The 23,520-nt window shown below is 66.1% G+C and carries 24 protein-coding genes; 17 read left to right on the top strand and 7 right to left on the bottom strand.

Translation table 11 applies throughout. The features are described 5' to 3' along the window. Positions 1-4 precede the first annotated feature (4 nt). The 10 genes from PSEMAI1_RS0109600 to PSEMAI1_RS0109555 all read left to right on the top strand — a co-directional run bounded on the left by PSEMAI1_RS0109600 (position 5) and on the right by PSEMAI1_RS0109555 (position 4,639). Positions 5-502 carry an arsenate reductase ArsC gene (locus PSEMAI1_RS0109600; RefSeq protein WP_024302667.1) on the top strand — a complete coding sequence of 166 codons (498 nt, stop codon included), beginning with the start codon at positions 5-7 and terminating at the stop codon, positions 500-502. A gap of 3 nt (positions 503-505) precedes the next feature. Continuing rightward, positions 506-1,228, top strand: a complete 723-nt coding sequence (locus PSEMAI1_RS0109595) for an MIP/aquaporin family protein (RefSeq protein WP_024302666.1) — start codon at positions 506-508, stop codon at positions 1,226-1,228. 236 nt (positions 1,229-1,464) lie between these two features. Beyond that, positions 1,465-1,728: a thioredoxin family protein gene (locus PSEMAI1_RS0109590; protein WP_024302665.1), complete on the top strand. Its 264-nt coding sequence runs from the start codon at positions 1,465-1,467 to the stop codon at positions 1,726-1,728. 10 nt (positions 1,729-1,738) lie between these two features. Continuing rightward, positions 1,739-2,161: a heavy metal-responsive transcriptional regulator gene (locus tag PSEMAI1_RS0109585; protein ID WP_024302664.1), complete on the top strand. Its 423-nt coding sequence runs from the start codon at positions 1,739-1,741 to the stop codon at positions 2,159-2,161. Beyond that, the gene (locus PSEMAI1_RS0109580; RefSeq protein WP_024302663.1) at positions 2,158-2,427 is read left to right on the top strand and encodes a thioredoxin family protein; all 270 of its coding nucleotides are present in this window, start codon (positions 2,158-2,160) and stop codon (positions 2,425-2,427) included. The genes PSEMAI1_RS0109585 and PSEMAI1_RS0109580 overlap by 4 nt, the downstream gene beginning before the upstream one ends. After that, positions 2,417-3,124 carry a cytochrome c biogenesis CcdA family protein gene (locus tag PSEMAI1_RS0109575; protein WP_024302662.1) on the top strand — a complete coding sequence of 236 codons (708 nt, stop codon included), beginning with the start codon at positions 2,417-2,419 and terminating at the stop codon, positions 3,122-3,124. The genes PSEMAI1_RS0109580 and PSEMAI1_RS0109575 overlap by 11 nt, the downstream gene beginning before the upstream one ends. A gap of 177 nt (positions 3,125-3,301) precedes the next feature. Further along, positions 3,302-3,526, top strand: a complete 225-nt coding sequence (locus PSEMAI1_RS21215) for a heavy-metal-associated domain-containing protein (RefSeq protein WP_024302661.1) — start codon at positions 3,302-3,304, stop codon at positions 3,524-3,526. 327 nt (positions 3,527-3,853) lie between these two features. After that, positions 3,854-4,123, top strand: a complete 270-nt coding sequence (locus PSEMAI1_RS0109565; RefSeq protein WP_024302660.1) for a CopG family ribbon-helix-helix protein — start codon at positions 3,854-3,856, stop codon at positions 4,121-4,123. Next, the gene (locus PSEMAI1_RS0109560; RefSeq protein WP_024302659.1) at positions 4,123-4,401 is read left to right on the top strand and encodes a type II toxin-antitoxin system RelE/ParE family toxin; all 279 of its coding nucleotides are present in this window, start codon (positions 4,123-4,125) and stop codon (positions 4,399-4,401) included. The genes PSEMAI1_RS0109565 and PSEMAI1_RS0109560 overlap by 1 nt, the downstream gene beginning before the upstream one ends. Before the next feature lie 31 nt (positions 4,402-4,432). Further along, the gene (locus PSEMAI1_RS0109555) at positions 4,433-4,639 is read left to right on the top strand and encodes a hypothetical protein (protein ID WP_024302658.1); all 207 of its coding nucleotides are present in this window, start codon (positions 4,433-4,435) and stop codon (positions 4,637-4,639) included. Between the two features lie 97 nt (positions 4,640-4,736). Here the strand turns inward: PSEMAI1_RS0109555 and PSEMAI1_RS0109550 are convergent, their stop codons facing one another. After that, positions 4,737-5,849 carry a substrate-binding domain-containing protein gene (locus tag PSEMAI1_RS0109550; RefSeq protein WP_029770600.1) on the bottom strand — a complete coding sequence of 371 codons (1,113 nt, stop codon included), beginning with the start codon at positions 5,847-5,849 and terminating at the stop codon, positions 4,737-4,739. Positions 5,850-6,124: 275 nt separating this feature from the next. Between PSEMAI1_RS0109550 and PSEMAI1_RS0109545 the strand changes: the two genes are divergently transcribed. From PSEMAI1_RS0109545 to PSEMAI1_RS0109525, 5 genes are read left to right on the top strand one after another with little or no spacing between them, the layout of a single operon-like run. Next, positions 6,125-6,604: a formate dehydrogenase subunit gamma gene (locus tag PSEMAI1_RS0109545; protein WP_024302656.1), complete on the top strand. Its 480-nt coding sequence runs from the start codon at positions 6,125-6,127 to the stop codon at positions 6,602-6,604. Continuing rightward, positions 6,601-8,154 carry an NADH-quinone oxidoreductase subunit NuoF gene (locus tag PSEMAI1_RS0109540; protein WP_024302655.1) on the top strand — a complete coding sequence of 518 codons (1,554 nt, stop codon included), beginning with the start codon at positions 6,601-6,603 and terminating at the stop codon, positions 8,152-8,154. The genes PSEMAI1_RS0109545 and PSEMAI1_RS0109540 overlap by 4 nt, the downstream gene beginning before the upstream one ends. Positions 8,155-8,165: 11 nt before the next feature. Continuing rightward, entirely contained in the window at positions 8,166-11,018 is a 2,853-nt protein-coding gene (gene fdhF / locus PSEMAI1_RS0109535) for a formate dehydrogenase subunit alpha (RefSeq protein WP_024302654.1), read from the top strand. Next, entirely contained in the window at positions 11,015-11,872 is an 858-nt protein-coding gene (gene fdhD, locus PSEMAI1_RS0109530) for a formate dehydrogenase accessory sulfurtransferase FdhD (protein WP_024302653.1), read from the top strand. Before fdhF ends, fdhD begins: the two co-directional genes overlap by 4 nt. Positions 11,873-11,887: 15 nt before the next feature. Then, complete coding sequence (locus PSEMAI1_RS0109525) at positions 11,888-12,112, top strand: formate dehydrogenase subunit delta (RefSeq protein WP_024302652.1); 225 nt, start codon at positions 11,888-11,890, stop codon at positions 12,110-12,112. Between the two features lie 49 nt (positions 12,113-12,161). Here the strand turns inward: PSEMAI1_RS0109525 and PSEMAI1_RS0109520 are convergent, their stop codons facing one another. Genes PSEMAI1_RS0109520 through PSEMAI1_RS20880 form a run of 5 tightly spaced genes read right to left on the bottom strand, consistent with a single transcriptional unit; the run spans position 12,162 to position 17,668 of the window. Then, entirely contained in the window at positions 12,162-12,758 is a 597-nt protein-coding gene (locus tag PSEMAI1_RS0109520; RefSeq protein ID WP_024302651.1) for a phosphatase PAP2 family protein, read from the bottom strand. Positions 12,759-12,776: 18 nt separating this feature from the next. After that, entirely contained in the window at positions 12,777-14,579 is a 1,803-nt protein-coding gene (locus PSEMAI1_RS0109515) for a TRAP transporter large permease subunit (protein WP_084612656.1), read from the bottom strand. Positions 14,580-14,589: 10 nt separating this feature from the next. After that, positions 14,590-15,609: a TRAP transporter substrate-binding protein DctP gene (gene dctP, locus PSEMAI1_RS0109510; protein WP_024302649.1), complete on the bottom strand. Its 1,020-nt coding sequence runs from the start codon at positions 15,607-15,609 to the stop codon at positions 14,590-14,592. Between the two features lie 19 nt (positions 15,610-15,628). Beyond that, positions 15,629-16,537: a TRAP transporter TatT component family protein gene (locus PSEMAI1_RS0109505; protein WP_024302648.1), complete on the bottom strand. Its 909-nt coding sequence runs from the start codon at positions 16,535-16,537 to the stop codon at positions 15,629-15,631. Positions 16,538-16,564: 27 nt separating this feature from the next. Further along, on the bottom strand, positions 16,565-17,668 hold the full coding sequence (locus tag PSEMAI1_RS20880; RefSeq protein ID WP_024302647.1) for an SGNH/GDSL hydrolase family protein: 1,104 nt from the start codon (positions 17,666-17,668) through the stop codon (positions 16,565-16,567). 285 nt (positions 17,669-17,953) lie between these two features. Here PSEMAI1_RS20880 and PSEMAI1_RS20875 point away from each other — a divergent pair, with 285 nt between their 5' ends. After that, a complete protein-coding gene (locus PSEMAI1_RS20875; protein ID WP_024302646.1) occupies positions 17,954-19,672 on the top strand; it encodes a serine/threonine-protein kinase in 1,719 nt (572 codons plus the stop codon). A 20-nt stretch (positions 19,673-19,692) separates the two neighbouring features. Further along, positions 19,693-20,304 carry a hypothetical protein gene (locus PSEMAI1_RS0109490; RefSeq protein ID WP_024302645.1) on the top strand — a complete coding sequence of 204 codons (612 nt, stop codon included), beginning with the start codon at positions 19,693-19,695 and terminating at the stop codon, positions 20,302-20,304. Here PSEMAI1_RS0109490 and PSEMAI1_RS0109485 read toward each other — a convergent pair. Further along, entirely contained in the window at positions 20,301-23,459 is a 3,159-nt protein-coding gene (locus PSEMAI1_RS0109485; RefSeq protein WP_024302644.1) for a BTAD domain-containing putative transcriptional regulator, read from the bottom strand. The genes PSEMAI1_RS0109490 and PSEMAI1_RS0109485 overlap by 4 nt on opposite strands. Between the last annotated feature and the right edge of the window lie 61 nt (positions 23,460-23,520).

The raw sequence follows: 23,520 nt of genomic DNA, 5'->3' as shown, positions 1-23,520 counted from the left end.
AACGATGAATGTCCTGTTCCTGTGCACCGGCAACTCCTGCCGCTCCATTCTGGGCGAAGCCACCTTCAACCACCTGGCCCCGGAGGGCTGGCACGCGATGAGCGCCGGCAGCAAGCCGACCGGCCAGGTCCACCCGCGTTCGTTGGCGCTGCTGGCTCGTGAAGGGATATCGACCGAGGGTTACTACAGCAAGTCTTGGGACAACCTGCCGGCCACGCCCGACATCGTGATCACCGTCTGCGCCAGCGCCGCCGGCGAAACCTGCCCGGCCTACCTCGGCCCGGTACTGCGTACCCACTGGGGTGTGGAAGACCCGGCCCATGCCACCGGCACCGACGAAGAAATCGATGCCGCATTCATGACGGCCTACCGCATCCTGCGTGCCCGTATCGAGGCGTTCCTGGCCCTGCCGTTGGACACCCTGCGGCACGACAAGGCCGCGTTGAAGGCCGCGATGGACAAGATCGCCACCCTGAACGACGCAAACAGGGGGGAGAAGTAAGTCATGGATCTACAACGTCGTTTAGTGGCCGAGTGGCTGGGAACTGCCTTGCTGCTGGCCACCGTGGTCGGCTCCGGCATCATGGCCGAGCGCCTGGCGGGCGGGAATGTCGGCGTCGCCTTGCTGGCCAACGCCCTCGCCACCGGAGGCGGCCTGGTCGCGCTGATCCTGACCTTCGGCGGCATCTCGGGCGCCCACTTCAACCCGGTCGTGTCGCTCGCGGCGGCGCTACGCCGTGAGCTGTCCGGCCGTGAAGCGGGGCTGTACATGCTGGCGCAAATCCTGGGCGCGTTCTGCGGCGTGGCGGCGGCCCACGGCATGTTCGGCGAGCCGCTGTTCTTCGCCTCGCAGCATATCCGCACCGGCCCGTCGCAATGGTGGAGCGAGTTCGTCGCGACCTTCGGTCTGCTGGCGGTGATCTTCGGCTGTTCGCGCAGCCGGCCGGATGCGGTGCCCTACGCGGTGGCCTCCTACATCGTCGGCGCCTACTGGTTTACCTCGTCCACCTCGTTCGCCAATCCGGCCGTCACGCTGGCGCGTGCTGCCACCAACACGTTCTCCGGCATCCGCCCGGCCGATGCGCCGGGTTTCATCGTGGCGCAACTGGCCGGCGCAGTGGTGGCCACCGTGTTCTTCGGCTGGCTGCTGCGCGACAAGGCACCACTGGCGCTGGACCTGATGGCCAACGCCGGCGAGGACCGCGCGGTCAAGCCGCTGCACGACTGACCATTCCTGAATAGGACGGGGTGTATTACCCAAAGCACCCCTGCACGACTGAAAAAGTAGTGGGCTCAACGCGGTGCGGCCAACTCCGGAAACGCCTCGTCCACGGTCAGAATGGACAAGGAAAATCCGCAGCAAAAATCCACTTGACCCTGGCGTTTACTCCAGGGTTTATCCTTCAAGCGTGGGGAACGTGGCATCTCCGCGTGGCCCTGCCCCATGATTGAAGGAGCCTGAAAATGTCGATGAAACACAGGGTGGAAGTGTTCAGCGCCGGTTGCCCGGCCTGCACGGATGTCGTGTCTCTGGTGCAGGGGCTGGCCTGCCCGTCGTGTGAGGTCGATGTGCTCGACATGCACGACATGGAAGTGGCCAAGCGCGCCAAGTCACTCGGCGTACGCTCGGTGCCGGCCGTGGCGATTAATGGTCAACTGGCCAGCTGTTGCGCCGGACGCGGCATAGACGAAGCGAGTCTGCGCGCTGCCGGTCTGGGTCAGTCTTGAGCGCTGCGTTATGTTGACCATTGGCAAGCTGGCCCAGGCGGGCGACATCAGCGTGGACGCACTGCGCTACTACGAGCGCGAGGGGTTGATCGCTCCCACCGCCAAGACCGACAGCGGGTACCGACTGTATGGGGAGGACGCGGTGCGCCGCGTCCGCTTCATCCAGCACGCCCAGGCCTGCGGTTTTACGCTGGCGGAAATCCGCGAGTTGCTGCATCTACGCCAGAGCGACAGTGCCTGTTGCAACGATGTGCGGCAGCGCGCCATCGAGAAGAAGCTTCAACTTTCAGCCAAGATTCGCGCCATGCAGGTGATGTCAGCCGCGCTCGACCGGCTGCTCGCCGAATGTGCCGACGGCGAGCAGTCAGTCGATGACTGCCCGATCCTGGCCGCCTTGGAGCAGGTCGATGACGACAGGGAGCGTGCATCGTGAAAGTCGAACTGTTCTATGCGCCGGGTTGCACCAAGTGCACCGCCGCGAAGGCCGATCTCCAGGCTGCCGCCGATATGGCCGAGACAGGCGTGGAGTGGTGTGAAATCAACGTGCTCGACTCGATCGACCGCGCGGTCGAACTGGGAGTGCTGACGCTGCCGGCACTCGCCATCGACGGCCAACTGGTGTTCACCACACTGCCCACTCCCACACAGCTCGCAACCGAATTACGGCGTCGCCGGGGAGCGCATGGTCATGGAGCTTGAAGCCCTGCGGCAGGCCGTGGCACAGGGCGTCTGGGGCGCAAGCGGCGTCAGCCTGCTGGCGGGCCTGTTCTTCAGTCTCAACCCCTTGGTGCTCGCGGCGCTTCCGGTGCCGCTCGCCTATGTGATCCGTGCCAGGTCACCGAAGGATGCTGCCCGCTACGGCCTGATGTTCCTCGCCGGCATGATCGGCGCGCACACGCTGCTCGGTCTGCTGGCCGGTTTTGGCGGTCAGTGGGTGCAGACGCTGGTGGGCCGTTACTGGGGGCTCGTTCTCGGACCGTGGCTGATCGGGCTGGGTCTGCTGTGGACCGGATGGATCAAGCTTTCCCTGCCTGCCTTCGGATTCAAAGCCGTGCGTGCCAAAACGGCATGGGGAGCGTTCGCCTTGGGTGTGCCGTTCTCGGTTGCCGTCTGCCCAGCGTGCACGCCGGCGCTGGTCGTGCTGTTGGGCGCTTCGGCCGCTGGGGGCTCACCCGTTCTGGGGATGGCAATGCTGGCGAGCTTTGCCGTGGGCCGCGCCATTCCGCTTGCGCTCGCGGCCTCGGCGGTGGGATGGGTGGAACAGCTGAAACCGCTGGGGCGTTTCCGGCGAGCTTTCGAGCTGGCAGGGGGCGTCCTGCTGATGTTTACCGGCCTCTACTTGCTCAACGCCTATTTTGTTCTTGTGCCGGCGCTGGCGGGATGGAGCGGATCATGAAATCTGGCCGGGCGCACGCATCCAGCTCCTCCTCCTCCTCCTCCTCCTCCTCGGAATCCACTGCGCGGGGCACGACGCTGCACTGGTTTGCGCTGCTGTTGTCGTCGGGAACATTGGTCTGCTGTGCACTGCCGATCCTGCTGGTTTCCATCGGGCTCGGCCACGCCGATACAGGTCGTGGACATCGACGTGCAGGGCCTGACCTGCCCGTTCTGTGTTTACGGCTTGTCAAAGAACCTCGGTAAGACGGCGGGGGTCGCCAAGGCGGAGGTCAGTCTCGATGCACACCGCGCCCGGATCGAACTCAACCCCGGCCAGCAGCCCGACATCGAGCAGTACAAGAAGATCATCCGCGAGGCCGGCTTTACGCCAGGCGACGCTCGCGTGCACGGTGACGAATGACACACCGCTTGACCGATTCAATCTTAATCACTACGATTAAGTTAAAATCGGATCGCCTAGAAAGAGCTTCTGATAGACATCTTTCGCCCGCCCGTCACAAACGACCGCTGCTTCACCTCAATGAATGTGGTGCCATCATCACGATGAACGGCTGCTACCCGCATCAGCTTAGCGTACGATTTTTCCGTTTAGTGAGCTGACCCCATCTATGACGGGGAAGACCGCTATTTTGTATTGACCGACATTGACTACGTGCTCCCTGGCCTTATTGGGGTTTCGTCGGTCCAGTCGCAATCCCCGCCGCCTAACCAGGAAGGAAAACTGAATATGGCTCAGACCGAAACCAAAGTCATCACGGCCCATGTGCCGCTCCCGCTGGCCGAAAAGGTCGATCAGATCGCCAACCGGCTGGAACGGTCGCGCGGCTGGATCATTAAGCAGGCGCTGTCGGCCTGGATTGACCAGGAAGAGGAGCGCAACCGCCTGACCCGCGAGGCCCTGGCTGATGTGGATGCCGGCAGTGTGATCGATCACCAGGCCGTGCAGGCCTGGGCGGATAGCCTCGGCACCGACAACCCGTTGCCGGTGCCGCGCTGATGGAATTGAGGTGGACCAGCAAAGCGCTTTCCGACCTGGTGCGGTTGTACGAATTTCTTGCGCCAGTGAATAAGCAAGCTGCCGCCCGTACCGTACAAGCGCTGACGACAGCACCGAATGATACCCTGCTGAGAAATCCGCGCTTGGGTGAGCAGCTGTTCGAGTTCGATCCGCGCGAGGTGCGCCGCATTCTCGTGGGGCAGTACGAAATGCGCTATGAGATTCAGGGTGAGACCATTTACGTGTTACGCCTATGGCACACTCGGGAAGAGCGGTAATGGTTTTTTTTATTTGGACGGGAGTTGCCAAATGGGGGAAGCAAAGCGGCGTGGCTCTACCGCAGAACGAGCAAAACAAGCCAGACAGCGCAGGGAGATTCCGGTCGCCAACCTGATCCAGGAACTGGGCTTGCCGCCGGACAGTAAGTATATGGGCTACGTCATCCACAACCCGGATCAGGACGACTACTCGCTCATCTCCGGGTTGAACACTGCGCCACCAGCTGTGGTCGGCTGACACCAATGTCGGCACCGCGCGCTGGTTCTTGCGTGGATAGGGTCCGTATGCGGCACCGTAGCCGGGAGAACACCTGACTGTGCCCCGCTTCGTGCGGCTACGGCACATGGCCGGGGAGAGAGCCGAACGCCTCCCCCACCATCAAGATCTGACCTGACTGTGCCGCATCATAGCCCGGCAGCTTGCCGATCTCGGCGCGGAATTCGGCCGAACCCAACGTCGCAATCATCGCCTGAACCGCCGGATGCTCCAGCGTAGCGCGGCGCACCAGGAAGAAATAGCGCTCGGTCTGCTGTGGTAGGAAATCCAGGTCGAAGCGGCGCGCCGCCGTCTCGATGCCCAGGCCCACGTCCGCCATGCCGCTGGCGATGTAGGCCGCCACCGCGGCGTGGGTCAGTTCCGCCTGCTCGTAGCCATGGACCTGGGCCGGCGTCACTCCGGCCTTCTGCAGCAGCTTGTCGAGCAAGAGCCGCGTCCCCGAGCCGGGTTGACGGTTGACGAAGCGCACCTCGGGGCGGGCCAGGTCGGCAATCTCGTAGATCTTGCGCGGATTGCCGCGCACCACCATCAGCCCCTGGCGGCGTGTCACGATATGGATGACACGGTGCTCCTGGCGGTCGAAATGCTCGGCGTAGCTTGCCGTGATCGTGTTCTGGAACTCGCCCAGCGGCACGTGGAAGCCGGCCACGTCGCACTCGCCCGCGTGCAGCGCCGCCACCGCGTCCTGGCTGCTGCGGTACTTGAGATCGATCGCCATGCCCGCCTCGCTCAGGGTCTTCACCAGCATCTCCACCGCGAAACCGTGACTGGCATGCAGCCGCAGCGGCGCGCTGGCCGCCTGCAAGGCGTGGCGCAACTCGGTTTCGATCTCCGAGGCCAGCGTCTCCAGCAGCGGGCCGATACGTGCCCGGATACGGCGGTTGGCCCACACCAGTTTTTCCGCCAGCGGCGTCAGCTTCGCCCCTTTGCCGCGTGCCATCTCGAGCAGCGGCACGCCGAGCGCATCCTGTGCCTGCTGCACTAGCCCCCAGGCGTGCCGGTACGAGGTGTCGCTGGCCTTGGCGGCGGTCAGCAGGCTGCCATGCGTCTGCACCGCGGTCAGCAGTTCGATCAGCCGGAACGGGATCTCGTCCCCGTCATCGGCGGCCAGCCCCCACACCAACTGGCTTTGCACGCGTAGTCGTGGTGTCGATTTATGTTTTTGTTGCATATGTATCCGGCAATTCGGTTCATATTGAAAAGCTCCCAATAACCTAGCACACTGCGGCCAATCGCGGCTTTCATTATGTTTTTGGAAGCATATGAGGCGGTGTGTTCTCAACTATTTATGGTCGGATTAAGACAGATTGGCGGTGCCGGGCTGTCCGACAATAGACCCGCAGGCCGGGCTGCCAAGCCCAATACCCGCACGATCGGATCGTGTCGGGCTTGGCAGCCCCACCTCCATGAATGCTTGAGGACAGGCTCTCGACAGGGGATTAAGCAATGACGACTCAGCAAGACCTGGAGCGCACGCAGCTCCAAGGCATTCTTCAAGCGCACCACGACCAGCCCGGTGCCCTGCTGCCCATCCTGCACGACGTACAGGACGCGCTGGGCTTCATTCCCGATTGGGCGGTGGCCGACATCGCCAAGGCGCTCAACCAGTCGCGCGCCGAAGTGCACGGCGTGATCACCTTCTACCACCATTTCCGCACCACGCCGCCGGCCAGGCACACCCTGCAGATTTGCCAGGCCGAGGCCTGTCAGTCGCGCGGCAGCCGTGAGCTGACCGCGCACGCCAAACAGGTATTGGGCTGTAGCCTGCACGGCCGCAGCGCCGATCAACGCATCGGGCTCGAGCCGGTGTACTGCCTGGGCCTGTGCTCCACCGGCCCGAACATCCAGTTGAACGACAAGATGGTCTCGCGCGTCGACGCCGCCAAGCTCGACCGCCTCCTGGCCAGCGTGAAGGAGGCCCAATGAGCATCCGCCTGTTTGTCCCGAGAGACTCCGCCGCCCTCGCTCTGGGCGCTGACGACACCGCCGTCGCCCTCCTCGCCGAGGCTGCGCGTCGCGGCGTCGACATCGAACTGATCCGCAACGGCTCGCGCGGGCTGTTCTGGCTCGAGCCGCTGGTCGAGGTGCAGACCGAGCGTGGCCGCGTGGCCTACGGCCCGGTCGAGGCCGACGACGTGGCGGAGCTGTTCGACGCGCTGATCCAGGGCGCGTACCATCCGCTCGGCCACGGCCTGACCGAGGAAATCCCCTATCTGAAGAACCAGGAACGCCTGACCTTCGCCCGTGTCGGCATCACCGACCCGCTGTCGCTGGCCGACTACCAGGCGTACGAGGGCTTCGACGGCCTCAAGCGCGCCCTGGCCATGAGTGGCGCCGAGATCGTGCAGGAAGTGCTCGACTCCGGCCTGCGCGGACGCGGCGGCGCGGCCTTCCCTGCCGGCATCAAGTGGCGCACCGTGGCGCAGGCGCAAGCCAGCCAGAAATACGTTGTGTGCAATGCCGACGAGGGCGACTCCGGGACCTATTCGGACCGGATGGTGATGGAAGACGACCCCTTCATGCTGATCGAGGGCATGACCATCGCCGGTATCGCGGTGGGTGCGACGCAGGGCTACATCTACGTGCGCTCCGAGTACCCGCACGCCTTCGACGTTCTGAACGAGGCGATCCGCCTCGCCGAAGACGCCGGCTTCCTCGGTGACGACATCCTGGGTTCCGGCAAGACCTTCCGCCTCGAAGTGCGCAAGGCCGCCGGCGCCTACGTCTGCGGCGAAGAAACCGCAATGCTGGAGAGCATCGAAGGCAAGCGCGGCGTGGTCCGTGCCAAGCCGCCGCTGCCGGCGCTGTCCGGCCTGTTCGGTCAACCCACCGTGATCAACAACGTGATCTCGCTCGCCAGCGTACCGGTGGTCCTGGCGCGCGGTGCCCAGTACTATGCCAACTACGGCATGGGCCGCTCCAAAGGGACGCTGCCGTTCCAGCTGGCCGGCAACCTGAAGTACGGCGGGTTGGTGGAAAAAGCCTTCGGCCTGACCCTGCGTGAACTGCTGCACGATTTCGGCGGCGGCAGCGCTTCTGGTCGTCCGATCCGTGCGGTGCAGGTCGGCGGGCCGCTCGGCGCCTACCTGCCCGAGTCGCAGTTCGACACCCCGCTGGATTACGAAGCCTTTGCGGCGCTCGGTGCTGTGGTCGGTCACGGCGGCATCGTGGCGTTCGACGACACCGTCGACATGGCCGAGCAGGCACGCTACGCCATGGAATTCTGCGCCATCGAATCCTGTGGCAAGTGCACGCCCTGTCGCATCGGCTCGACGCGCGGCGTCGAGGTGATCGAGCGCATCCAGAAAGATGAAAACCGCCCGCAGCAGATCGCCCTGCTGCGCGACCTGTGCGACACCATGCTGCACGGCTCGCTGTGCGCGATGGGGGGTATGACGCCCTACCCGGTGTTGTCCGCGCTCAATCATTTCCCGGAAGATTTCGACGCCATCGGCGCTGCGGACCAGACGGCTTGAGGACACTCACGATGAATACCCAGATCCACGACACCGACTTCGGCACCCCGGCCCGCGTTTCCGACAAGCTGGTCACGCTGGAAATCGACGGCCAGGAGATCACCGTGCCGGAAGGCACCTCGATCATGCGCGCCGCCGCCGAAATGGGCTCGATGGTGCCCAAGCTGTGCGCCACCGACAGCCTCGAGCCGTTCGGCTCATGCCGCCTGTGCCTGGTCGAGATCGAAGGCCGGCGCGGTTTCCCGGCCTCCTGTACCACCCCGGTCGAAGCCGGCATGAAGGTGCGCACCCAGAGCGACAAGCTGCAAGACCTGCGCCGTGGCGTGATGGAACTCTACATCTCCGACCACCCGCTCGATTGCCTGACCTGCTCCGCCAACGGCAACTGCGAGCTGCAGACGCAAGCCGGCGTGGTCGGCCTGCGCGAGGTGCGCTACGGTTTTGCCGGCGAAAACCACCTCGACAGCCAGAAGGACGAGTCCAACCCCTACTTCAGCTACGACCCGTCCAAGTGCATCGTCTGCAACCGCTGCGTGCGCGCCTGTGAAGAGACTCAGGGCACCTTCGCGCTGACCATCTCCGGCCGCGGCTTCGAATCCCGCGTCTCGCCGGGCCAGAGCGAAGCCTTCATGGACTCCGAATGCGTCTCCTGCGGCGCCTGCGTCGAGGCCTGCCCGACCGCCACCCTGCAGGAAAAGTCGGTCATCCAGTTCGGTCAGCCCGAGCACAGCAAGATCACCACCTGCGCCTACTGCGGCGTCGGCTGCGGCTTCAAGGCCGAGATGAAGGGCAACCAGGTCATCCGCATGACGCCGTGGAAGGACGGCAAGGCCAACGAAGGCCACGCCTGCGTCAAGGGCCGCTTCGCCTGGGGCTACGCCACCCACCCGGACCGCATCACCAAGCCGATGATCCGCAAGCGCATCACCGACCCGTGGCGCGAAGTGAGCTGGGAAGAAGCCATCGCCTACGCGGCCGGCGAGTTCAAGCGCCTCCAGGCCAAGTACGGCAAGGATTCGGTCGGCGGCATCACCTCCAGCCGCTGCACCAACGAAGAAACCTATCTGGTGCAGAAGCTGATCCGCGCCGGTTTCGGCAACAACAACGTCGACACCTGCGCCCGCGTCTGCCACTCGCCCACCGGCTACGGCCTGGGCCAGACCTACGGCACCTCCGCAGGCACCCAGACCTTCAAGTCAGTGGAGCAATCCGACGTGATCATGGTGATCGGCGCCAACCCGACCGACGGCCACCCGGTGTTCGCCTCGCGCATGAAAAAGCGCCTGCGCGAGGGCGCCAAGCTGATCGTGGTCGACCCGCGCAAGATCGACCTGGTCGATAGCCCGCACATCAAGGCCGACTACCACCTGCCGCTCAAGCCCGGCACCAACGTGGCGATGATCACCGCGCTGGCGCACGTCATCGTCACCGAGGGCCTGCTGGCCGACGACTTCATCGCCGAGCGCTGCGAAGAGAAATCCTTCCACGACTGGAAGTCCTTCGTCGCCAAGCCGGAAAACTCGCCGGAAGCCACCGCCGACATCACCGGCGTGCCGGCCGAACTGGTGCGTGGCGCTGCCCGCCTCTACGCCACCGGCGGCAACGCGGCGATCTACTACGGTCTCGGCGTCACCGAGCACAGCCAGGGCTCGACCATGGTGATGGGCATCGCCAACCTCGCCATGGCCACCGGCAACATCGGCCGCGAAGGCGTCGGCGTCAACCCGCTGCGCGGCCAGAACAACGTGCAGGGCTCTTGCGACATGGGTTCGTTCCCGCACGAACTGCCGGGCTACCGCCACATCTCCGACGCGGCGGTGCGCAGCCTGTTCGAAGCCGACTGGGGCGTCAAGCTCTCGCCGGAGCCGGGCCTGCGCATCCCCAACATGTTCGATGCCGCCCTGTCCGGCAGCTTCAAGGGCCTCTATTGCCAGGGCGAGGACATCGTGCAGTCCGACCCCAACACCCAGCACGTCACCGCCGCCCTCTCGGCGATGGAATGCATCGTGGTGCAGGACATCTTCCTCAACGAAACCGCCAAATACGCGCACGTGTTCCTGCCTGGCTCCTCGTTCCTCGAGAAGGACGGCACCTTTACCAACGCCGAGCGCCGCATCTCGCGCGTGCGCCAGGTGATGAAGCCGCTGGCGGGCTATGCCGACTGGCAGGTGACGCTGATGCTGGCCGATGCGCTCGGCCTGAAGATGAGCTACAAGCATCCGGCCGAGATCATGGACGAGATCGCCCGTTTGACCCCGAGCTTCGCCGGCGTCAGCTACGACAAGATCGAGCGCCTGGGCAGCGTGCAGTGGCCGTGCAACGATGAGGCGCCGGAAGGCACGCCGACCATGCACATCGACGGCTTCGTGCGCGGCAAGGGCAAGTTCTTCGTGACCCAGTACGTCGCCACCGACGAAAAGGTCACACGGCGCTTCCCTCTGATCCTGACCACCGGCCGTATCCTGTCGCAGTACAACGTCGGGGCGCAGACGCGCCGTACCGCCAACAGCCTGTGGCACGAGGAAGACCGGCTGGAAATCCACCCGCACGATGCCGAAGAGCGCGGCATCAAGGACGGCGACTGGGTCGGCATCCAGAGCCGCGCCGGCGAGACCGTACTGCGCGCCGAAATCAGCGAGCGGATGCAGCCGGGCGTGGTGTACACCACCTTCCACTTCCCGGAATCCGGCGCCAACGTCATCACCACCGACAATTCCGACTGGGCCACCAACTGTCCGGAATACAAGGTCACGGCGGTGCAGGTGCTGCCGGTGACGCAACCGTCGGAATGGCAGCAGAACTACCGGCGCTTCAACGAAACCCAGCTCGAACTGCTCGAGCAGGCCGGCCGCGGCGAAGCATGATGGGCGCCCCCGAGTCCCCGCCCTGCCCGAGCGGTGGCGCCTCGACCCGCCGGGTGCAAACCTGGCAGGACGGAGCCGCCGCCGACGGCCTCGACACCCTGGCCGAAGAGGTGCCGGTGGCGCTGGAATTCAATGGCATCTCGCACGCGGTGATGCTGGCCACCCCGCTTGACCTGGAAGACTTCGCGCTCGGCTTCGCCCTCAGCGAAGGCATCGTCGACACGCCGAAAGAAGTGTTCGACATCCAGGTCGAAACCGGCTGCAACGGCATCACGGTCAGGCTCGAGATCGCGGCGGGCTGCTTCGCCCGGCTCAAGGAAATGCGCCGCAATCTCACCGGCCGCACCGGCTGCGGCCTGTGCGGTACCGAGAGCCTGGCGCACGCCATCCGCCCCCTGCGCCCGTTGGCGCAACCCTGCCCGCTGCAGGCCGACGCCATCGGGCGGGCCCTGGCCGGGCTGCGGCAGCACCAGCTGCTGCAGCAGGCGACCGGCGCGACCCACGCCGCTGCCTGGTGCAGCGACGACGGCACGCTACGGCTGCTGCGCGAAGACGTCGGCCGCCACAACGCGCTCGACAAGCTGATCGGCGCCGCACTGGCCTCCCGCCCGACGGAGCTCGACGGCTTCGTCGTGGTCACCAGCCGCGCCAGCATGGAAATGGTGCAGAAGACCGTCACCGCCGGCTTCTCCAGCTTGGTGGCGATCTCCGCCCCGACCCGGCTGGCGGTCGATCTGGCCGAACAGGCCGGGCTCTGTCTGGTAGGATTCGCCCGTCCCGAACGCTGGGTCGCCTACAGCCACGCCGAGCGCATCGACCGCCCGGCCGGCAACCCTACTCCGAACCCCGATTGAACCCGAGAACGAATCATGGATACACATCACCTCGCCCGCATGGCCAACCAGATCGGCGGCTTCTTCGAGGCCATGCCGGACCGTGAAGAGGCGCTGGCCGGCATCGTGCAGCACATCAAACGCTACTGGGAGCCGCGCATGCGCCGCGAGCTGCAGCTATGCCTGCAACAAGGCGGCGAGGCGGAACTGAAGGAGATCGTCACCGAAGCGCTGGCCAAGGACGAGGGCTGGAAGGTCTGACTTGTGTATTGAGTAGCAGATGCCGAGCCTGCCTGCCCAGGGTTCAGGCTCAGCCGGCAAGCAAGTGGGCGTAGAGCGCATAGGAAAACCAGCCAAGGGCGGCGCCAGCCGGGATGTCCACCAGGTAATGCTGCTTGGTGAACAGGCAGCTCAATCCGATCAGCGCCGGGAAAGCGAAGGCCGTCAGGCCGAGTTCGGGCACGAGATGCAGCGCGGTCAACATCGCCACCGAGGTGTGCATGCTCGGAAAACTGTTGCTCTCCGCGTCGTAGCGTTGAACCAGCGCGAGGAAGCGCTCGGACCAAGAGCCGGCCGCGTTCGCCATCCGCCAATGCGGCGGCGTGCGCACCGGCAGCAGGACGAAGAACGTCATCTGCAGCGCCAAGAGCGCCAGATAGCTGAAGGCGACCCGGGTAAACTGCTCGGCGGACTGCAGCACGACGTTCACGTAGAGGATCGCCGGGTAATAGAGCAGACTGTAGATCCAGACCCACTGCGGCAGGTATGGAATCCGCTCGTCGAGCGGCGAAGCAAGCTGGCGCGGTTCGAACAGCGGATTGCGCTGGCACCAGAAATAGAACTGGTAGGCACCGACGATCAACACGCCGCTGAGGATCAGGTGGATGGTGAGGGTCGAGAGGTTCATGACAGTCTCCATGGATGATCAGCGCAAGAGGCCTGGCAGCGCGAGCGACAGCCACGGCAGGTAGGTGATTGCGACGAGGCCGGCAAGCAGGAGCGGCAAGAGCGAGACGACCGAGCGGTGCACCTCGAACAGAGGCTTGCCGAAGCGCGACGAGGCGAAGAACAGGTTGATACCGACCGGCGGCGTCAGATAGCCGATTTCCAGATTGGCCAGGAAGACGACGCCGAGATGTACGGGATCGAGGCCGAAGGCGTGGCCGATCGGCACCAGGAGCGGCGCCAGCACGACCGTCGCCGAGAAGATGTCGACGAGGCAGCCGGCGACGAGCAACACGACGTTCAGCGCGAGCAGGAAGGCCAGCGGGCCGCCGACCGTTGCCTGGATCCAGGTGGCGAGCCGTTCGGGAATGCCGGCGTCGACGAGGTAGCCGGTCAGCCCGAGGGCGACGCCGAGTATCAGCAAAAGACCGCCGACCAACAGACCGCATTCGCTAAAGACGCGCGGCAGATCGGTGAGGCGCAGGTCGCGGTGGATTACCACCTCGACGACGAAGGCATAGACGGCGGTGATCGCCGCCGCCTCGACCGGCGTCGCCAAACCGGAAAACAGCGGTCCGATGGCGATGAGCGGCAACGCCAGTTCCCATTTGGCGCCGACGAGTGCGGCGCGCAGCGGCACCGGCTCGCATGCGACCGCCGGCAACGAGCGCTGCCGCGCTCCCCACACGAGCGTCAGCGCCGCCATCAGCAAAGCCGGCAGCAAGGTGCCGAGAAACATCTCGCGGATGTCGACCTCGGCGACGATCGCATACAGGATGACCGGCAGGCTCGGCGCGAACAGCACGCCGGGTAGTCCGGCCGCGGTGACGAGCCCCAGCGCACCGCGCTCGGGAAAACCGGAACGGAGCAAGAGCGGCAGCAGCAAGCCGCCGAGCGCCAATATCGTCACCCCTGACGCACCGGTCAGACAGGTCATCAGGCTGCTGGCGGTGATGGCAGCCAGTGCCGGGCCGTAACGAAAGCCGCCGAGGCAGGCACTGCAGGCCGTCAGCAGCCGCTCAGGTGCGCGGCTTTCGGCAAGCAGGTACCCCGCCAGCGTGAACAGCGGCAGCGCCGGTAGCGTCGGATTCACGACCGTCCGGTAATGATCGATGGCCAGGCTGGCGAGTGGTTCGCCGGCCTGCCAGAAGAGCAACAGTGCCACACCACCGACGACGGCAAACAGCGGGGCGCCGAGGAGCGCGGCAACAGCGATTCCCGTTGCGGTGACGGCAAAAGCCGCCCTTGGCAACACTCCGTTGAAGCTGGCGATGACGGCGAGCAGCCCGCCGCAGGCCAACGCCACGACACGGCTGCCGGTGCCAGGAGCCGCGGCGCCGATGAGGCGCCAGCCGATCCAGGCGAAGCCCGCCGGCATGGCCAGTTCGATGACCCAGACCGGCACACCGTAGGCGAGCGTCTTGGCGGCAAGACGTTCGGCAAAGACGAACTCGGCGCCAGCGACGGCGAGGACGGTACAGACGGCAGCGGCCACGAGCCCGGCAAAACGATGTGCGCCGGCCTGCAGGCGGGGCGGCAACAGGAAGAGCAGCGTGCTCGCGGCGAGTAACTGCCCCTGCCGCGCCGCGACAGCGCCGCCGAGCATGCCGACGACGAGGCCGAGGTGCTGGGTGATCGCCGCCACCCCGAAAACACCGGTATCGAACGTAGCGCGCAACAGCAGCTCGGCGGCCGGCAGCAGCGCCATCATGCCGAGAACCAAGGCGAGCATCCAGTCTTCCGGATGCCGGCCCGCGGAGGGTGAAGCAAAAGAGGTATGCATCGCTCTCACCTCACGGGCGAGCACCGCCACGCCGGTATTCGGCAATGCGGCGCAAGGCTTCGTCGAACATCGGCGCCGGCACGGTGCGCCCACGGATCAACGGGTAGGCCTGCTCGGCAAGCCGCTGCCAGGCGGCCTCCTCAGCCGGTGTTGGCCGCTGTACATGCAGGCCGCGTCGAACCATGGCCGCCACCGCCTCGGCGTCGGCCCGGTCCGTCTGGCTGACGAGCTCGCCTCGTGCCGCCTCGGCGGCACGGCGCAGCGCTGTGCGCGCGGCGGGTTGCATCCCCTCCCAGGCGCTTCGCGTGACGACCAGGGCGCCGACGATCGGAGCCCATTTGACATCGATCATGTACGGTGCCTGGCGATCGACCTGGGTAGCCAGCGCCCACACCGGCATCACCGGCACGGTGTCGATCAGTCCGGTCTGCAGCCCCGGGATGATGTCGGCGGTTTCGAGCACGACGGGTCGATAGCCGAGACCCTTCATCATCTCGACCTGATCGGCATCGCCGGCCCAGGCGAAAATCCGCCGTGCCTTCAGCGCCTCAGGCGAGGCGCCGGGCTGACGCGAGAAGAAGCGCACCCAGCCGATCTCGGCCCACATCAGCGCGATGAAACCCTGCTCGGCGAAACGCCGCTCGATCTCCGGACGCAGTGCCCGCCCGACGTAACCGACCTCATCGACCGAGCGGAACAGCATGGGGATTTTCTGCAGGGCCGCCGCCGAGGCATCGATTTCGGTCAGCCCGACGACCGACAGCATCGCCGCGTTGAGCTGGCCGACGCGCATGCGCCGAACAATGTCGGCCTCGCCACCCTGGATACCATCCGCATAGACGACAAAGGCGGAGCCGCTACCTTCGGCGGCACGGAAAGCGTCCCCGATCCGCAGCGACAGACGGTGGAAGATGGAGCCCTTCGGGGCAAGCATGGCGAGCTTGAGGCGCACCGGCTCGGCAATGGCTGCCGGCGGCAGTACGACCAGCCAGGCAAGCAGAATGAGCAGGAAGAAACGCAAACGGCGCATGGTCGGGTTCCTTATCGGGTCAATCGGGGAAAAACTGCTCGGCCTGACCGAGCAGCCAGCGGGCTCGGCGCTGGAAGACGGCGTTGGCGAGCCGAACGTCGGGGGCCGCCGCCACGTCGACACGCAGCGCCGCGTCGAGCAGCCGGGTAAATTCGTCGCGCCGGCCGGCTGGCAGCGCGACGCTTTCGGCGTAGACGACGAAAGGCGCCGCCTGCCGGTTTCCTGCCAGCTCCATGGCGCGCTCGAAGTGTCTCCGCGCGGCAGCGGCACGCTGCCCGGCGGCACCCGGCCTGACCATGGCCAGGCCGCCGGCGAGTACTTGCAGCGCCCCCTCCCCCCACGCTTCATCCAGTACCAGCGCTCGATCGACAAGCCGCTCGACCTGCGGCAATCCGGCTAACAACACCGGATCGTCGCGACCGAGCGCGATCGCTGCGGCCCAGGCGGCGGCAGTCCAGTAGAGCAATGCCACGTCGGCGCGATCGAACTCATCCAGCGCCGCTTCCGGCTCGTCGGCAAAGTGGACGAAGCCCGGGTGTGTCACCGCCAGCCCCCGCAGGCCGTAATCGCGGGCGCGCAGATAGAGGCGGCGCGCCCGCTGCCGGGCGGTGTCGGCGGCGGCGCCATCGTGCGCTTCGGCTTCGTCGGCGGGCAGTTCGACGTAGGCATAGGCGTACTGCGTGAAGCCGCGCGCAGCGGCGAGCAGCAGGCCGCGATGACCGGGCGATTCGACCAGCAGGCTCTCGGTCAGCTTGAGTGCGAACGGTGTCGCGGCACCGACCAGTTCGACGTCGTCGTCACGGCCATAGGCGGTGCCGCCGGCAGCGAGCGCATCGCCGACTCTGTCGACGGCCAGGCGCTGCAGCGAACAGCCGGACAGCAATGCGACGGCGGTGAGCCAGGCGAGTGGCAGTGAATAGGGTTTCATTGGCGTACTCCACGGGCGAAGGGAACATCACGGCGATTGGTTGCGGGAGCAGAAGCGGCTGAAGGTGAGAATGTCTGGGTCCGTCGACGCGGCATCGGCGAGGTAGCCGCCGGTGCCGACGCGGCAGGCGGCCGCGGCCCGGGCCAGCAGGCTATGCAGTGCCGTCGTCGGGTGCAGATCGTCGGAGTACAGCGAGACGCGGCAATCGGCGCCGGGTGATCCGGCGAAGCCGGCCAGGCATGGCACCGTCGTGTTGGTGAGGCCGAAGGCTTGGCCGCCATGGCGGGTGGCGTCCGCATGGACCGCATCGAGCAGGCCGTACAGGTCCAGGCGCAGCAACTGCACGCCCTTGTCGGCTTCGAGACGCGCCAGCAGTGGTGTCAGCGCGGTGTTGAAGGAATGCGTCGCGTCCGATGCAGCGGCGGCATTGTGGCGGACGAAGAGCGCCTCGGGTGTCTTGCCGAGGTCGCTGGCGTTGGCGACGAGGATCGTCCTCGCCCCTCCGTCGATCAGCCGGGCGATGGCGTCGCGGTAGGCTGTGGCCGCGTTGATGGCCACCGCGTCACGCAGTGCCTTATCAGGCATGAGCGCCGCGTCGCGGATGTTGTTGCCACCGGCGACGACAACGTAGAGCGCATTGCCATCCGGCACGGTGCCGCCGTTCTGGCCGAGGAACAGTCCGACCTGGGTCTGCAGGCCGGTCGGCACCGGCAGGCCGAAAGACTCGAACAGGCCGGACGTGCCGGTACGGGCAGCGGCCACGGCGAAGTTGCGGCCACCTGCGACCGGTACGAAATGATCGCCGAACAACGGGCCGAGCGACGCTCCCGACGCGCTTGCATCGAAGCCGAGACGCTCGGCAAGCTGCTCGATCCACACCGGGCCGTTCGAGAAGCGCCCCTGGACGTACGGCGGGTCGGGCGGGTATGGCGTCGGGAAGACGCCGAGGGAGGTCAGTCGGCTGGTCAATGCAAGCAGGTTGCCGGTATCGGACAGGCTGTCGCCGAAGACCACCAGCCCGGAAAACTGGCCGCTCTGCGCCGGTGCCGGCAGCCAGGCCACGGCGGTGGCGAGCAGCGCGGTACAGAACCATCGCTGCAGCAAGCGGCGGAGGGATACGAGGGTCGGCATGATCGTTCTCCTTTCATGGTTAAAGGCTCGGCACCGGTGCCGCTACGTCAGGAAGCAGACTGTGCCGAGAGTCCGAAGTGGAAACCCTGTGGTTTCCACGCATGTATCCAGATGCTGTCGTTGTAGTGCCGGCCTGACCTGGCGGGGAGTGACGGATCGCTTACAGATGTGTGACGGCGGAGTTTGTGATCGACCCGGCGATGAGGCTATAAAAACAGCATAGGGATGCCCGGAGCGGACAAGGGCAAGGGAAAAGCGGCGCAGCTCGAGCCCTGGCGGAGAACAATGACAGACAGCGCTTATCCTGATGCACTGCCGGCCAGGTACCGCTTGCACTGGTATGTGCTGGAACGGGTACTCGGTCAGGGCGGCTTCGGCATCACCTACCTGATGCACGACACCAACCTCGACCGGCTAGTGGCGATCAAGGAATACCTCCCCTCCGAGATCGCGCAACGCGGAGCCGGCGCCACGGTGCGGCCCCGGAGCGAAGCCTTGGCCGAACGATATGCAGAAGGGCTCAAGCGCTTCATTGCCGAAGCGCGCACGCTGGTGCGCTTCGATCATCCGAACATCGTCCGCGTTTATTCGGTGTTCGAGGCCAACGGCACCGCCTACATGGTCATGCGTTTCGAGGAAGGCGAAGACCTGGCGCATCGGCTCACCCGTTGCGACCGGCTCGCCGAGGACGAGCTGCGGCGTATCCTGCTGCCGATTCTCGACGGACTCGAACGGGTTCATGCCGCCGGCTTCATCCATCGCGACATCAAGCCCGAAAACATCCATTTGCGTGACGACGGCAGCCCGGTCCTGCTCGATTTCGGCTCTGCGCGCCAGGCGCTCGGACACTCGCGGACGGTGACGATACTCGTCGCACCGGGCTACGCACCGCTAGAGCAGTACTACAATGACGCGGGCGTGCAAGGACCGTGGACCGACATCTACGGACTTGCCGCAACCTGTTACCGCGCTATCGCCGGCCACGCGCCGGTCGATGCGATTGTCCGGGCCAAAGGCGTGCTCGGCAGCACGCAGGAAGTGCTCGAACCGGCGGCGGTCGTTGGTCGTGGCCGCTACGCCGATAGCCTGCTCACGGCCATCGATCACGGTCTCGAACTCGCCGAAAAGGATCGGCCGCAGACCCTCGCCGCGTGGCGAGCCGAGCTGGTCGGAGAAGCCCCGGTCAACGTGCGGCCAGCCGGGACGAACCGGCCGCGCACTACCTCGGCGATTAAGCGCGTGCGCCGTGCCCGTATCCTGTGGGCCACCGGCGGTGCCGCCGTCGCGGCGGTCGCCATCACGCTGTTCATCGGGCTGCAGAGCCTCAACACCACCGCGCCGAAGCTGGCCGACAAGAGCCATCAGATCGCCACCGAACGTGAGGCGATCGCGGCAGAGCGCCGCCGCTGGGAAACACTCCAGCACGAGGAGCGGCAGCAGGAACAGCAACTACAGCAAGCCGCGCAGCCGGCAGCGGCTCCACCGGAAGAGCCGCCCCCGCCTGCCCGGCCGCTCCCTCCGACCAAGGCTACCGTGTCACCACCCCGCCAAGCGCTGGCAAAAGCTCTTCCATCCCGGAAGGATCCCGCCAAGAGCGAAGCGGTGCAGGCCGAGCCGCCCAAGAGCGAGCCCACAAAAAGCGAACCGGCCAGGATCGAGGCCACGGCCAAGCCGACGCCGGACGATAGTCTTGGCAATGCCGAGCGGGCCATGGCTCGCGGCGACTACGGTGCGGCGCTGGCGCTCGTCAAGCCTCTCGCCTACGGCGGGCAGCCGCGCGCCCAGGAACTGCTCGGCCGGTTATACGAGGAGGGACGCGGTGTCCGGCAAAGCCATAACGAGGCCTACATGTGGTACAGCCTTGCCGCCCAGCACGGCAGCAGTGTGGCCCAACTGATGCGGGAGCGCGTCGCGGCGCGCCTGCAGCCGGCCGAAATCCGCCAGGCCGACCGCTTGGTCGAGGCCTGGCGGCCGTTGCCGGGCAACGACGCTGAGGTGCGCTAGCAGAAGAGAGAGAGGATGTCATGACAAGACGGCACGCCCAGGGGTGGAGGGCGGCACTCGCGACGGCACTGGTCGTCACCGTTACCGGCTGCGCCAGCGACCGGGAGCGGATCGAGGCGATCCGCGCCGTCAATGGCACGTTCCGTGCCGAGTACGAGGCCATCCTCGCCGAGCACGGCAGCAAGACGTTCAAGCTGAGCCGCCACGATGCCTTCGTCGCGATGCGCGTGACGCTGGCCGGGCTTGGGCTGCACACCGAGGCCCAGGATGTCGCGCTCGGTTATCTCGTTGTCGCCGGCCCTGCACCGCTGCCGCTCTCCGCCGATGAATGGTCGCGCGTGGCCACGGCCGACCTGCCTTTGCTGCGCAGGCTTGCCGAGCCGCACGTCGGCTTTGCCTCGCACTTCGTCCGCTTCGAACCGCAAGGGCTGGACGTCGTCATCAGCGCAAGCTTCGTCGAAACGACAGCCGGCACCGAGATCGCGCTCACCGTTCGCCTGCGTGAGACGGTACCGCCGCGCTCGCAATGGCCGCGCCGCGAATACCTGTCGCCAAGCGCCGTCCGTGCCGGCCTCGACAAGATCTGGGCGGCGTTTGCCGACGAGCTGCGCGCCGGTCCGCAGCACTTCTAGGAGAGGGGAGGGCCCTGCCCCGCCAAGCTCGCATAAACCGCCTCCGTCTCTGGCGACGGCGTGCTCTTCAGCCGGGCTGCGAGGACCGTGCGTAGGTGCTGATAGATGGCCAACGCTTCAACTCGATCACCGTGGCGCTGGTAGCAAAGCATCAACTGGCGGTAGAAGGCCTCGCCGAGTTCATCGGCGGCGATGCAGCGCAAGTAACTGGCGGCGAGCTCCTCGATACGGCCAGCCCCCTCCCGGTGTCGCGTGAGCCCGTTCAATACCCGCAGCAGACGGGCGCGGAGCTGTTCACGGCAGGCAACGTAGATGGCTTGATCGGTCTCGTCGGCGAGGAACGGCCCCGCGTAGAGGGTGAGACACTCGTCGAAAAGCGCCTGCAAGGCCACATCGGTCGCCGGGCCGCCATCATTCACTTGGGCGTCGAGGTTGGCGAGGCAGCGATCGAGGACCCACAGGTCGATCCGGAAACGCGCAGGGTTGAGGCTCAGCCGACCGTCGCGCAGGATCAGCGCCTCGTCGTCGTCCAGGATGCGACGCAGCCGATGCAGCGTCGCGGTGAACGATTTGTGCGCATAGTCGGCATCGATGTGCGGCCATAGCGCATCGGCGAGGTGGTCGGCGCGGACATTCCGGCCGCCGAGAGCGACCAGCACTTTCAACAGCTCGACCGGCCGGCCCGGTCCCTTCGCCGAGAATTCGACGGCTTCGCCGTCGCGGCGTAATGCGAAGCCGCCGAGTGTGACGATCTCGAACGGCCAGGGCCAGGCGGCGAGGCGCAGCGCGGCGGGGGGAGGTGCGAGACGGCTGGCACGCACCAGCGAGCGGGTGAATTCAGTCTCGACACCGTGGGTCAGTGCCGTCGCACACAATTCGGCAACGAGTCTTCTCTGGATGCCGACAATGTGTTGCAAACCATGTTCGCGGGCGAGTGTGAGCGCCGCGCGCAACGGCACCAGTACTGCCACACCCCCTCCCTCCAGCTCGACAGCGGCCTCCGCAAATAACGTCGGCACGCGCAATAACGGACTGGCCAGCCGCTCGGCAAGAGCGGCGGCGGCCCGCACCTGAGCCGCCGCCCCGTGTCGGTCACCGGTGGCGCAGATGAACTGCGCGACGGCCAGACGAGCGAGACATTCGACCCATGGCAGACCGGCCTCGACGGCCAGAAGCAGTGCGCTCTTCGCTTCGCGCTCGGCATGCACCCGCTCTCCGTCGGCATCGGCCAGCCAGCTACGCAGGTAATGAGCGATGGCCCGGTCGCCACGGCGCCGAGCCATCGTGTCGAGCGCGGTGATGGCGCAACGCGCACCACCTCGGTCACCAGCGCCGAGGGCCGCCGCTCCATCGAGCATCGTCAGCCAGATGTCACAGGTATGAATCGCCTCGGCATCACCGACGACGCGACCGGCACGTGCCGCCGAACCCGCGCCGATGTAATCGCCATCGAGGAAATGACGCAGGGCGGCGGAGAGGGCGGCGCCGATCCGCATCGCCGGGTCGGCGGCGGCGATGCTGTTGGTAATCGTTGCGGCGCCCGCGAAATCACCCCGAAGCATGGCGGCCATCGACCGCACCAGAGCCTCATCCGGCAGAGCGCGGCCGCTCGCGGAGCCGCCGAGCCAGGCGGTCAATGCCGGGTGAGTCGGGTCACGCAGCAACAGAGCCCGACCCAATGTTGCGGCAATAGCGGTGCCTGCTGCCGGGCTGCATGCGATCAATTCGACAAGCCAAGGGTCGAGCGAGGCGAGGTCGTCGAATTCGGCGACGATGGCGTCGATGATGCCGGCACAGCTTTTGGCGAGGCCGTCGGCGTCACCGGCACGTTGGCAGCCGGCAAAGGCCCGCTCGAACTGCTGTCGGGCTGTCCGTGGGCTGGCATGCAAGCGGCAGGCGGCCGAAGCGAGCAGAAGCCGGGGGTGTTCGTCGAGTAGTTCAGGCGGCAGCAGATCGAGCCAGCCGGCCAACGTGTCCCACCTCCCCTGCGTGAGCATCGTCTCCGCGAGTTCACTGGCCAGGTCGGCCAACCCTGGCCAGTCGTGGCTCTCAACGAACAATGCGACGGCCTCCTCGAACTGGCCGGCGGCGTGCAGCAGCTGTGCCGCTCGGCGCAGTGCCGGCGCAGCGACCGCCTCGGGCAGTTCGACGGTGGCACGGCTGTGCAGAAAGTCGCGCAATAGCGGATGGATATGGAAAATGCGACCGGTATCGCCGATGACTTCGCGGACGAAGTAGTCGTTGTGCGCGAGATTGAGCAGCAAGCGGCCGGCCTTTTCTTCGCCGGACAGCGCGGCGGCGACGTCGGCCGTCGTGCGCGTCAGGCAAGCGATGCGCAGCAGGAAGCGCTGCGTCTCAACCGGAAAACGTTCAAAGATCTCGCCGGCGAGATAGTCGAAGACAACCTGTGGCGGTGTGTCGTCGGATAACTCGGCGAGGTGGCCGACGATTTTGGCGTGTTCGAGCATCAACACCACGCCGGCAGCCCAGCCCTGGGTACGCTGGTGCACACGCAGAGCCGTCTCAGCACCGAGAGGCTTGCCACGGAGGGAGGCAACGGCGGCGAGCTCGTCAGACGTCAGGCGCAGTTCGTCGGCTCCGACGTAGACCAGCTCGCCGCTGACCCGTCGCCGAGCCAAACTGGCAGGTGGTTCGCTACGGCTTGTGATGACCACGCAGCAGTGTCGCGGCACCTCCCCCAGGCCGGCCTCGAGAGCGATGCGCAAGGCCCCGTCGGTCGGTAGCGGCGGCAATCCGTCGAGGACCAGCGCCGACGGGGCGGAGAGCCGAGCGAACAACTGGCGAAAGAAATGCCGAGAGAAGCTGGCGAGGTTGTCGCCGTAGCGAGTGTCGAAAGCCGGCAAGGGGCCGGTGGCTAGCCGTCGTGTGGCATGGCCGAGATAATGGAAGAAGGTTGCAATGTCGACGTCCCCGGGATCGACCTGATACCACGCCGACTGGTAGGCTCGCGCATCGACATAGCTCGCCGCCAGAGTGCTTTTTCCCGCCCCGGCCGGCCCCGAGATCCACACGGCGATACGCCCCGGCAACCCGTCGAGACGGGAGAACAGTGCTTCACGACGGAGGATGCCGCCGATTTCCGGCCGCGTCGTCCTGGCAAAGGTCGTGTTCGCTGCACCTGCTTCATCGTGCATGCCCCACACTCCTTCCGCACAGTCACCCTTTCCTGTTCACTGTAGCAGTTCGCATGGCAGG

This window comes from Pseudogulbenkiania sp. MAI-1, assembly GCF_000527175.1.
GTDB lineage: Bacteria > Pseudomonadota > Gammaproteobacteria > Burkholderiales > Chromobacteriaceae > Pseudogulbenkiania.
This window is presented reverse-complemented; position numbering and strand designations above follow the sequence as displayed.